The organism is Pseudomonas syringae pv. tomato str. DC3000, from assembly GCF_000007805.1.
Lineage (GTDB): Bacteria > Pseudomonadota > Gammaproteobacteria > Pseudomonadales > Pseudomonadaceae > Aquipseudomonas > Aquipseudomonas avellanae.
Map to the genome: position 1 here is coordinate 4,170,484 of NC_004578.1, position 11,117 is coordinate 4,181,600.

8 protein-coding genes are annotated in these 11,117 nt (G+C 60.1%); 6 read left to right on the forward strand and 2 right to left on the reverse strand.

Annotated features, from left to right (window positions below; translation table 11 throughout):
* The first annotated feature begins 106 nt into the window (after positions 1 to 106).
* The 4 genes from PSPTO_RS19120 to PSPTO_RS19135 all read left to right on the forward strand — a co-directional run bounded on the left by PSPTO_RS19120 (position 107) and on the right by PSPTO_RS19135 (position 5,586).
* Positions 107 to 1,738 (forward strand): methyl-accepting chemotaxis protein, encoded by a 1,632-nt coding sequence (locus PSPTO_RS19120; protein WP_011104682.1) that lies wholly within the window; start codon positions 107 to 109, stop codon positions 1,736 to 1,738.
* Between the two features lie 103 nt (positions 1,739 to 1,841).
* On the forward strand, positions 1,842 to 2,663 hold the full coding sequence (locus PSPTO_RS19125; protein WP_005619515.1) for an aldo/keto reductase: 822 nt from the start codon (positions 1,842 to 1,844) through the stop codon (positions 2,661 to 2,663).
* Between the two features lie 170 nt (positions 2,664 to 2,833).
* Entirely contained in the window at positions 2,834 to 3,853 is a 1,020-nt protein-coding gene (locus tag PSPTO_RS19130; protein WP_011104683.1) for a transporter, read from the forward strand.
* Positions 3,854 to 3,969: 116 nt separating this feature from the next.
* A complete protein-coding gene (locus PSPTO_RS19135) occupies positions 3,970 to 5,586 on the forward strand; it encodes an inorganic phosphate transporter (protein WP_005770788.1) in 1,617 nt (538 codons plus the stop codon).
* A gap of 105 nt (positions 5,587 to 5,691) precedes the next feature.
* Here PSPTO_RS19135 and PSPTO_RS19140 read toward each other — a convergent pair whose 3' ends face one another.
* Together PSPTO_RS19140 and PSPTO_RS19145 are read right to left on the reverse strand one after the other, a co-directional pair.
* Positions 5,692 to 6,855, reverse strand: a complete 1,164-nt coding sequence (locus PSPTO_RS19140) for an HlyD family secretion protein (RefSeq protein ID WP_011104685.1) — start codon at positions 6,853 to 6,855, stop codon at positions 5,692 to 5,694.
* Positions 6,852 to 8,531 (reverse strand): MFS transporter, encoded by a 1,680-nt coding sequence (locus PSPTO_RS19145; protein WP_010202254.1) that lies wholly within the window; start codon positions 8,529 to 8,531, stop codon positions 6,852 to 6,854. The genes PSPTO_RS19140 and PSPTO_RS19145 overlap by 4 nt, the downstream gene beginning before the upstream one ends.
* A gap of 311 nt (positions 8,532 to 8,842) precedes the next feature.
* Between PSPTO_RS19145 and PSPTO_RS19150 the strand changes: the two genes are divergently transcribed.
* Positions 8,843 to 9,940: an enoyl-CoA hydratase/isomerase family protein gene (locus tag PSPTO_RS19150; RefSeq protein ID WP_011104686.1), complete on the forward strand. Its 1,098-nt coding sequence runs from the start codon at positions 8,843 to 8,845 to the stop codon at positions 9,938 to 9,940.
* A gap of 3 nt (positions 9,941 to 9,943) precedes the next feature.
* A complete protein-coding gene (locus PSPTO_RS19155; protein WP_005770780.1) occupies positions 9,944 to 11,095 on the forward strand; it encodes an acyl-CoA dehydrogenase family protein in 1,152 nt (383 codons plus the stop codon).
* The last annotated feature ends 22 nt before the right edge of the window (positions 11,096 to 11,117 follow it).

An 11,117-nucleotide genomic window follows, 5' to 3' on the forward strand; every position in this document is an offset into this window, starting at 1 on the left:
CAATCTCATGTTTGGTCATGATCCGCCGAGATGCTGAAAAGGCTCTGCTATCCGGCTTTGCGCCGGTCGGCCTCCAAAAAAGAAAAATAACGTTCGGGGTGAGATCATGAATATGCGCAGTTTGTCCATCAGCCGCCGCTTGTGGCTGATTCTTGTCGTTTCTGTGCTGATGCTCCTGGTGCTCGCAGCGGCCCTGCTCAGGCAGACTCATGAAGACCTGTATCGGGCGAAATCCGAAAAAACCATGCACGTGGTGCAGACTGCCAGCGGCATTCTCACGTTTTATCAAGGGCTTGAGGCAGCCGGCAGCATGACTCGCGAAGCCGCTCAGCAGCAGGCCCTGAAAGAGATCAAAGGTCTGCGTTACAGCCAGAATGACTATTTCTGGATCAACGACCTGCGCCCCGTCATGATCATGCACCCCACCAACCCCAAACTTAAAGGTCAGGATATATCGACCATCAGGGACCCGGACGGCTTTGCGGTGTTCAATGAAATGGTCGCCCTTGTCAAAAGCAAAGGCGCCGGCATGGTCAATTATCGCTGGCCAAAACCGGGCGCCAGCGAGCCGGTAAAGAAGACGTCTTATGTGCAATTGTTTCAGCCCTGGGGCTGGATTCTGGGGTCGGGCGTGTACGTGGATGACGTCGCGGCAGAGTTCAAGACTCAGCTGTGGAACGCAGGGCTGTTCATCGTCGGGATCGTGCTCGTCATGGTCCTGCTGCTGGTGTTGATCGTGCGCAGTATCGTCCGCCCGCTGAGAGCAGCGGTTGCAGCCATGGCCAATATCGCCAGTGGCGAGAGTGATTTGACCCGCACCCTGGAAACCCACGGCAAGGATGAAATCACCGAACTGGGCGGGCATTTCAACGCCTTTATCGCCAAGCTGCGCAATGTCGTCAGCCAGTTGCAGAGCTCTTCCGTGGCGCTGGGTCAGGCCTCCACCGACCTGGGCAGCAACGCCGAGCAGGCGCAGAACCGCAGCCAGCAACAATCCCAACAGATGGATCTGGTCGCCACTGCCGTCAATGAAGTGACCTACGGCGTGCAGGACGTGGCCAAGAATGCCGAGCACGCTGCTAGCGAAATGCGCGATGCCGAGTCGCAGGCGCAGCAGGGTCAGGTCAATATCGACAACAGTCTGCGCCAGATTGAACACCTCTCCGGCACCATCGGTCAGGCGGTTGATGTGATGAAAAGCCTGGCCAGCGAGAGCACGCAGATTGGTAGCGTGCTGGAGGTGATCAGTTCGATTGCCGAGCAGACCAACCTGCTGGCGCTGAACGCTGCCATCGAGGCAGCGCGCGCCGGTGAACAGGGTCGCGGCTTTGCCGTGGTGGCCGACGAGGTGCGTTTGCTGGCCCAGCGCACACAGAAATCCACCGCAGAGATTCAGGCGATGATCGAACGCCTGCAAAAGCATTCCGATGCAGCGGTCAAGGTGATTGGCGACAGCAGTCGCTCTTCGCAACTGACCATTGAACAGGCCAATCAGGCCGGTCAGAGCCTGAGTTCGATCAGCCAGGCGCTGCGCAACCTCAACAGCCTCAACGCCTCGATTGCCAGCGCCACCTTGCAACAAACGCATGTGGTAGACGACATAAACCAGAACGTCACCCAGGCTGCGCAGTTGTCCCAGAGCACCGCGCTGGCCGCCGAACAGTCGACCTCTGCCAGCCTGCACCTGAGAGGGTTGAGCGAAGAACTGAATACCTTGCTGAGACAGTTCCGGGTTTAAGCACTTATTATCATGAGGCGTGCGGAACCTAGCGCGCCTCTTGTTGCCTGAGACCTGCTTACTTAACTGCTCACTTATTGATCATTTATATGCAGGGGGTCACATGCGCACACTGGAATTGGCAGGCAACACCGTACCAGTGCTGGGTCAGGGCACCTGGCACATGGGTGAAAAAGGGCACCAGCGCTCGGCAGAAATCGCCGGTCTGTGCCTGGGCATCGAACAGGGCCTGACCCTGATCGACACCGCCGAGATGTACGCCGATGGCGCCGCTGAAGAGATCGTCGGGCAAGCCATCGCAGGCCAGCGTGACAAGGTCTTCGTGGTCAGCAAGGTCTATCCGCACAATGCCAGCAGTGCCGGTATTCCCGTCGCATGCGAAGCCAGCTTGCGCCGGATGAACACCGACTACATCGACCTCTATCTGCTGCATTGGCCGGGCAACTACCCGCTGACCGAGACCGTCGAGGCGTTCGAGCGTCTGCGTGAGGCCGGAAAGATCGGCGCATGGGGCGTGTCCAACTTTGATGTCCGGGACATGATCGAGTTGAACAACCCGCGCTGCGCGACCAATCAGGTGCTGTACAACCCGGAACAGCGCGGTATCGAGTTCGACCTCATGCCGTGGAGCGCAGACCGCCACTTGCCGTTGATGGCGTACTGCCCGATTGGCCAGGCCGGCGATCTGCTTTACCACCCTGCCCTGCATGAAATTGCCAAACGCCATGAAGCAACGCCAGCGCAGATCTCTCTGGCGTGGGTGCTGCGTCAGGACAACCTGATTGCCATCCCCAAGGCGACCAACCCGGAGCATATCCGCCTGAACATCGCGGCTGAGCAAATTCGCCTCACCGAGCAGGATCTCGCTGATATCGACCTGGCCTGGCCCGCACCGACCCGCAAGGTGCCACTGGCGATGGTCTGAAGCACCTGACGGCGGTGACAAGCTGTCTGTGAACTGAATGGCCGCCGGATGCGGCCAGCTTTCCAGTGCAAACGAAACACTCTGCAACAAGCCGTCACAAATATGAAATAACGCCTTGTCATCATGCGGCCTTCGCCTCCCCCCTTCGGGCGGGCCGCACGTGGACAGCCATGAACCACAGTATTGCGCACCACCATCAGGATTCAGACCTGTTCGGCCTGCTCTATGGCTTCCGTTTTCGCCACGGCGAAAGCGGCCAGGAAATCGGCTCGGCTGCCGCGCTGGATTACTTGCAACGTCCGCCCGACGAAGAAGACTTTATCTGGCTGCACCTCAACCTCTCGCACGCTGCCTGCGAGCGCTGGATGAAAACCCATCTGGAACTGCCGGAAGAGTTTTTCGAAGCGCTGCACGAAGGCTCGCGCTCGACCCGAATCGAACACGTTGACGCGACTTTGCTGGCAGTGGTCAACGATGTGGTGTTCGATTTCAACAGGCTGTCGACCGACATTTCGACGTTATGGGTCTGCGCGCGGCAACGGTTGCTGATCACCGCGCGGCTGCAACCGCTGCGCTCGGTGGACAAGTTGCGTTCGGCGGTCAAGCGCGGCGAACAGTTCGATTCCCCCTTGGAATTGCTCGCCCACCTGCTGAGCGACCAAGGCGAAGTGCTGACCCAGTTCCTGCGCAAGACCAGCGTCAATGTCGATCGTATCGAAGACCAGTTGCTTTCCCAGCGGCTGAGCAACAATCGCTCCGAACTCGGTGCAATACGCCGGGTGCTGGTGCGCCTGCAACGCCTGCTCGCGCTGGAACCAGGCTCGTTGATGCGCCTGCTGCATCGCCCCCCGCAGTGGCTGCGCGAACAGGATGCACAGGCACTGCGTCAGTCCGTTGAAGAGTCGTCGCTGGTGATCAACGACCTGACGGCACTGGGTGAGCGCATCAAGCTGTTGCAGGAAGAGATTGCCGCCAACCTCAACGAACAGAGCAGCCGCACGCTCTTCACCCTGACCGTGGTCACGGTGCTGGCGCTGCCGATCAACATTGTTGCCGGCTTCTTCGGCATGAACGTCGGCGGCGTGCCGCTATCGACTGACCCGGAAGGCTTCTGGATTCTGGTGGCGCTGGTCGCGACCTTTACGCTGGTGGCAGGACGCTGGGCATTTCGCAAACGCGGAGATTATTGACCGGCTTGCCGGTTGTCAGAAATCTGGCGCAAAAGCGCATTGACCAAGCCCATGTCGCATCTCTGTCACATTTTGCAATGACCATGTCAATATTCTTTCAACCCAGGATTGCGAACATGGCTATAAACGCACTTTCTCCCGACGCTACAGGTCGTGCGAGCCTGTCAGCGACTCAGTTCGGGCGCAAACCCGGCCGACTGACCATGGTCATTTTCTTCGCGATACTCATCGCAGGTCTGTTATTTACCGGCTACAGCCTCAAGCAGGATGTCGACGACATGGGCACGGTGGTCACCACTTGGACCCCGTTCGTGCTGTTGGGCGTGGCCTTGCTGATTGCGCTGGCATTTGAATTCGTCAACGGCTTTCATGACACCGCCAACGCCGTCGCAACGGTGATCTATACCCACTCGCTGCCGCCTGGCTTTGCGGTGGTCTGGTCGGGCTTTTTCAACTTTCTCGGCGTGATGCTCTCCAGTGGTGCCGTGGCGTTCGGCATCATCGCGTTGTTGCCGGTGGAGCTGATCCTGCAGACTGGCTCGTCGGCAGGCTTCGCCATGATTTTCGCGCTGCTGATCGCGGCCATCATCTGGAACCTCGGCACCTGGTGGCTGGGCCTGCCGGCCTCCTCTTCGCACACCTTGATCGGCTCGATCATCGGTGTCGGCATTGCCAACGCATTGATGCATGGGCGTGACGGCACCAGCGGCGTGGACTGGTCTCAGGCCACCAAGATCGGTTACTCCTTACTGCTCTCGCCGCTGGTCGGCTTTGGCTGTGCCGCCCTGTTGTTGCTGGCGATGCGCATGTTCATCAAGAATCGCGCACTGTACAAGGCACCTGAAGGCAGCGCGCCGCCGCCCTTGTGGATTCGCGCCATGCTGATCGTGACCTGCACCGGCGTGTCGTTCGCGCACGGCTCCAACGATGGACAGAAAGGCATGGGGCTGATCATGCTGATTCTGGTCGGCACCCTGCCGATGGCCTACGCGCTAAACCGCACCATGCCGGCCGATCAGGCCACTCAGTTCGCTGCTGTGGCCGAAGTCACCCAGCAGGCGCTGATTCGCAGTGTGCCGCAGCCCGCCCCAAGTGATTCGCGCCAGACGCTGTCGGATTATCTGGTCAGCAGGCAGGCGGGCCCTGACCTGATCCCGGCGCTGGCGGTGATGACCGGCAAGATCGGCAATCAGGTTGCCAGCTATGGGTCGCTGTCGAAGGTGCCTGCGGAAGCGGTGACCAACGTGCGAAACGACATGTACCTGACCTCGGAAACCATCCGCTTGATGGATAAAAACAAGGTGGGCAATTTCGACGCAGATACCCAGACCAAGCTCGATGCGTTCAAAGGGCAGATCGACAGCGCGACGCGTTTTATTCCGACCTGGGTCAAGATTGTCGTGGCCATCGCCCTGGGGCTGGGCACGATGGTCGGCTGGAAGCGTATCGTCGTGACCGTCGGCGAGCGGATCGGCAAGACGCACATGACCTACGCCCAAGGGGCGTCGGCAGAGGTGGTGGCGATGTTCACCATTGGCGCAGCGGACATGTACGGGCTGCCGGTGTCGACGACTCATGTGTTGTCGTCCGGTGTGGCAGGTTCAATGGTCGCCAACGGCTCGGGACTGCAAATGCGCACCCTGCGCAACCTGGCCACCGCCTGGGTGTTGACCCTGCCGGCAGCTATTTTGCTGTCAGGCTCGCTGTACTGGGTGTTCAGCAAACTGTTTTGAGGTCATTGGCGAGAGGTGCCTCACCACGTCTTGAATGCAGGTTACAAAGAGGACGCGGAGCGTCAAGAAAGGCATGCGACGCGGAGCGTCGCACGATAGTGGCGATTATCGTGCCTCAGCGTCCGGTGGCTCATCCCCCTCTACGCTGGTATCGATACTTACCACCACCGACATCCCCGGCCGTAGATGCTCAAGCATCGGCTGGTCGGCATCGACGACAATGCGCACCGGGATGCGCTGGGAGATTTTCACGAAGTTGCCGGTCGCGTTATCGGCGGGCAGCAGGCTGAACTCCGAACCTGCTGAGGGCGATATTCTTTGTACATGGCCGTGCATTTCACGACCGTCCAGCGCATCGACGGTGAAACTCACCGGCTGGCCGAGGCGCACGTTGGCCATCTGGGTTTCTTTCATGTTGGCGACGATCCAGCGCTGCTCCGGCACCAGCGCCATCAGTTGCGCACCCGAATTGACGTAGGCACCCAAACGTACACCAATCTGCCCCAACTGACCGTCACGCGGAGCAACAATGCGGGTGTTGTCCAGGTCGATGCGCGCCAGTTCGATGGCTGCCTGGGCGTTGGCCACCGAGGCTTCCAGCGAGCCACGGTTGACGATGACGGTTTGCAGGTCCTCACGGGCGATGAGCAATACTGCCTTCGCCTCTGCAACGGCGGCATTGGCCTGGGCATCGGCCGCCCGGGTCACGTCCAGCTCGCTTTTCGACACCGAACCATCGGTCACCAGCGCCTGATTGCGGCGCAGATCGGCGGCGCTCTTGCGGCTCTGGGCGATGCTGTTCTGCAACTCGGCCTGACGCTGGCCGATCGTCGCTTCGGCGCTGCGCCGCTGTTGCAGGTTATTGGCCAGCGATGCCTTCTGCACAGCCAGTTGCGCCAAGGCCTGATCGAGGCGCTGACGGTAGATGCGGTCATCCAGACGCACCAGCAAGTCGCCCGCCTTGACGAACTGAAAGTCTTGCACCGGCACCTCATAAACATAACCGCTCAGTTGCGGCGCGATCAGCGTGGTCTGGCCTTTGACCTGCGCGTTCTCGGTGCTCTCGATGGGGCTGGCAAACGGTGGAAACTGCCAGGCGTACAACACCAGCAGCACCCCGGCCAGTGCGACGGCACCGAAAATCACTGAAGACACCACTCGCTTGCGGGTCGAGCGCGGCTTGCTGGTGACCGGGGACGTCAAGGGTGCCGGGGCCGGTGCAGGCGAGCTGCGAGGTGCTTCGGTATCAGGGGTCTTGGATTCGGTCATGAAGATTGAACGCCGGAATAAGGTACGGTAGGCGAAGCGGCAGGTGCCACGGGCGCCAACGCCTGGGGTTGGGTGGTCATTTTCAGCCACAGCATGCGCAATGAAATCCAGATCATGGTCAGCACCGCAATCAGTGCAATGAGCATGAAGACATCGTTATAGGCCAGCACGTTGGCTTCCCGGGTCGCCGCCGTGGCCATGGCGCGAATGCCCTGACTGTTGCGCAACAACGGGTCGGCAATGACCGAACTGTAACTGGCGCTGTAGCTTTGCAGCCGCGACTGTACCAGTGGGTCGATCAGGGTCAGGTGCTCGACAATATGACTGGAGTGAAACTTTTCGCGCACAATCTGGAAAGTGCCCAATGCAGCCGATCCGATCAGGCCGCCAATGTTCTGGGTAATCCCGAACAGCACCGAGAAACTGACCATATTGCGCGGGTTGGCCAGCACGCCGCTGATGCCCAGCACCAGGGTCGGACCGAGAAAAAAAGTGCCGCCAAACGCCAGCAGGAACTGGCTGAGGTACATGTTCGACTGCCGGGTCAGGTTGGTCGAATGACTGTCCATCCAGGCACCCAGCGCCATCATCGCCAGCGAGATCAGCAAGGGCTTGATCAGGTGCGCAGGGTTGATGGTCAACGCGCTGACCGCAAGCCCCGCAACGCTGCCCAGCAGCATCACCAGATACAAGGTATGCAATTGCTGACTGCCCATGTTCAGCGCCTGAAGAAACCCTACAGCGCCCACGGACTGTTCGGACAGCACGATACGAAACAGGATGACGGCCAGCCCGAGACGCAGAATCGCCCCGCTGCCCAGCCAGCGCGTGATCAACAACGGGTTGCTGCGGTTGTGCTCAATCGCCAGCCCGGCGCAGATCAGCACGATGGACGCCGCCGACGCCGCGCCTATCCACGGCGCTTCCAGCCACCATTCGATACGCCCCAGCGACAAGACCGCACAAAGCAGCGCAAAGCCGCTCGCCAGCAGCCCGAACGTCAGAAAATCCAGTTTCTCGAATGCTTTGAACCGATCACCCGGTGGCAGTTTGAGCAGCAGCACGCAGCCCAGCGAGAGCAACGCCATGCCCAGTTCGAACAGATACAGGCCGCGCCACTGGGCAATCTGCAATAAATCCTCGGACACCAGCCGGGCCAGCGGCGTGGCCAGCTGGGCCGTGCCAAGCCCGAGCACCAGCGCCTTGAGCCGCCACTTCTGCGGGAACGCCTGAATCATGTAATACAGACCCAGGGTACTGAGCGCCGCACCGACCATACCGTGCGCTGCCCGCACAGCGATGGCTGAATCGATGTCGTTGACGAACAGGTGCGCCAGGGTCACCAGCGCGTACAGCACCAGAAACAGCTCAGTGAACGCGCGCAGACCAAATTGCTGACGAAATTTCACCAGCAGCAGGTTCATCGACACGTTGGTCATGATGTACGCAGCCGGCAGCCAGGCGATGTCTTGAGAGGTGGCACCCAGCGCGCCCTGCAGATACGGCAGGTTAGCGACCACCAGTGCGTTGCCGAGCCCGCCGGTGAGCGCGACGATGACGCCGACCAGCGCGAACGCCCAGCGCCTGGCATCCGAGTGCAGCGGCGTCGATGGCGAGCCCGGCATGGTCGGACGCTCGTGGGCAGCCCAGTCGCGCGGAGCGTACTTGTCAGTCATCGGCTGGGCTTGGCATGCGGGGAAGTTTTCATGTGAGCTTTTTCATGGGAGCTGCTGGATGAATTCACTTGTGTGACAGTAACGACAGCCAGAATACTCAAGCGCCTGGTAACGATTCGTGCAGCCAGTCACGCGAAGTAAAGCTCAAGCCTCGATAAACATAACGATAAATAGCCCCAATAGTGGCTATTTGTAACTTCAGGCTATGCTTAAACGCAGTTTTGCTTTGCACATTTGCGCTGCTAGGATCTTCCACGACGCTTGTACCAGACTCGAACAAGAAGAAAGCGCAACCGAACAAGGAGTTCAGAATGAGTTCACAGGTTTCATCCGCCCGCTCGGTTCGACAACCCGCCAGCCGGGATTCGATCGGTGTCGAGGTGCGTAACCACATCGGTCACTTGACCCTCAATCGCCCGGAAGGCCTGAACGCAATCGATCTGGACATGGTCCGCACGCTTCGTCAGCAACTGGATCTGTGGGCTGATGACGCGTCTGTTCATGCGGTGGTTCTGCGTGGCGCAGGCGGCAAGGCGTTCTGCGCCGGGGGCGACATCCGTTCACTGTATGAAAGCCATAAGAACGGCCAGGATCTGCATCAGACCTTCTTTGCTGAAGAATACGAGTTGGACCTGACCATACACCGCTACCGCAAACCCGTGCTGGCCCTCATGGACGGTCTGGTGCTGGGCGGCGGCATGGGACTGGTTCAAGGGGCCGACCTGCGCGTGGTGACCGAGCGCAGCCGGCTGGGCATGCCGGAAGTTGCAATCGGCTACTTTCCGGATGTCGGCGGCAGCCACTTCCTCTCCAGGCTGCCAGGCGGGCTGGGCACCTGGCTGGGCGTTACCGGTTCACAGATCGGCGCTGCCGATGCGCTGTACTGCGGGCTTGCCAACTGGTCGATGAACAGCGAAATGCTGCCGCGCCTGGACCATATGCTTGATCACCTGAAATGGAAATCGACGCCGCTCAAGGACCTGCAGGGAGCCTTGGCCAAGCTGGCCACACAGCGCCTGCCCTACCCGCCCCTGGAAATACTGCGCCCGGCCATCGATCACTTTTTCGGTTTGCCGGACATCCCCAGCATGCTCGAACAACTACAGGAAGTCGTCATCGGCGACACCCGCGAGTGGGCACTGGACACCGTCAGCCGAATGAAAAGGCATTCGCCGCTGGCCATGGCCGTAACCCTGGAAATGCTCCGCCGTGGACGCCATCTGTCATTGTCTTCCTGTTTTGCCATGGAGCTGCACCTGGACCGGCAATGGTTCGAGCGCGGCGACCTGATCGAGGGCATTCGCGCCCTGATCATCGATAAAGACAAGAAGCCGCAATGGAAACACGCCAGCGAGCAGGACGTCAGTGCTGCGCATGTGCAGAGTTTCTTCAGCGGTCTGGAGAATTGAGTCGTGCACGATCTTGAATTGACCGAAGAGCAGGTAATGATTCGCGACATGGCGCGCGACTTTGCCCGCAACGAAATCGCCCCGCATGCCCAGGCCTGGGAAAAAGCGGGCTGGATCGATGACGCACTGGTTGCCAAACTCGGCGAGCTGGGCCTGCTGGGCATGGTGGTCCCGGAGCAATGGGGCGGCACCTACATAGACTACGTTGCCTATGCACTCGCGGTTGAGGAAATCTCCGCCGCCGACGCCGCCACCGGCACGCTGATGAGCGTTCATAGCTCGGTGGGTTGCGGTCCGGTCCTCAACTACGGGACCGATGAGCAAAAACACACCTGGCTGGAAAAGCTTGCCACCGGCCGGGCCATTGGTTGCTTCTGCCTGACCGAACCGCATGCGGGCTCCGAAGCGCATAACCTGCGCACGCGCGCCGAACTGCAAGGTGACGAATGGGTCATCAATGGCGCCAAACAGTTCGTCAGCAATGGCAAACGGGCGCAGTTGGCAATCGTGTTTGCCGTGACCGATCCCGAGCTTGGCAAAAAGGGCCTGTCGGCGTTTCTGGTGCCGACCGACAATCCCGGTTTTGTGGTGGACCGCAGCGAGCACAAGATGGGCATTCGCGCCTCCGATACCTGTGCGGTCACGCTGAATAACTGCCGTATCCCGGCAGCCGGTCTTTTGGGGGAACGTGGCAAAGGGTTGTCTATCGCCCTCTCCAATCTGGAAGGTGGCCGTATCGGTATCGCAGCCCAGGCGCTGGGCATAGCCCGAGCGGCCTTTGAAGCGGCGCTGGCCTATGCGCGTGAACGCGTGCAGTTCGACAAGCCGATAATCGAGCACCAGAGCATCGCCAACCTGCTGGCCGACATGCACACCCGCATCAATGCCTCACGGCTGTTGATTCTGCATGCCGCGCGCCTGCGCAGCGCCGGGCAGCCTTGCCTGTCAGAAGCTTCACAGGCCAAGCTGTTCGCCTCGGAGATGGCCGAATGGGTGTGCTCCAAGGCGATTCAGATTCATGGTGGTTATGGCTATCTGGAGGACTACCCGGTCGAGCGTTATTACCGCGACGCCCGCATTACCCAGATCTATGAAGGTTCCAGTGAAATCCAGCGCCTGCTGATTGCACGGGAACTGCGTCACTATCTGGTCTGACGCGCCACCACTGCCCCGACAG

Excerpts from the sequence above, each read along its gene's own strand:
- PSPTO_RS19125 (WP_005619515.1), top strand. The coding sequence starts at position 1,842 with ATGCGCACACTGGAATTGGCAGGCAACACCGTACCAGTGCTGGGTCAG.
- PSPTO_RS19130 (WP_011104683.1), top strand. The coding sequence starts at position 2,834 with ATGAACCACAGTATTGCGCACCACCATCAGGATTCAGACCTGTTCGGC.
- PSPTO_RS19150 (WP_011104686.1), top strand. The coding sequence starts at position 8,843 with ATGAGTTCACAGGTTTCATCCGCCCGCTCGGTTCGACAACCCGCCAGC.
- PSPTO_RS19135 (WP_005770788.1), top strand. The coding sequence starts at position 3,970 with ATGGCTATAAACGCACTTTCTCCCGACGCTACAGGTCGTGCGAGCCTG.
- PSPTO_RS19120 (WP_011104682.1), top strand. The coding sequence starts at position 107 with ATGAATATGCGCAGTTTGTCCATCAGCCGCCGCTTGTGGCTGATTCTT.
- PSPTO_RS19145 (WP_010202254.1), bottom strand. The coding sequence starts at position 8,531 with ATGACTGACAAGTACGCTCCGCGCGACTGGGCTGCCCACGAGCGTCCG.
- PSPTO_RS19140 (WP_011104685.1), bottom strand. The coding sequence starts at position 6,855 with ATGACCGAATCCAAGACCCCTGATACCGAAGCACCTCGCAGCTCGCCT.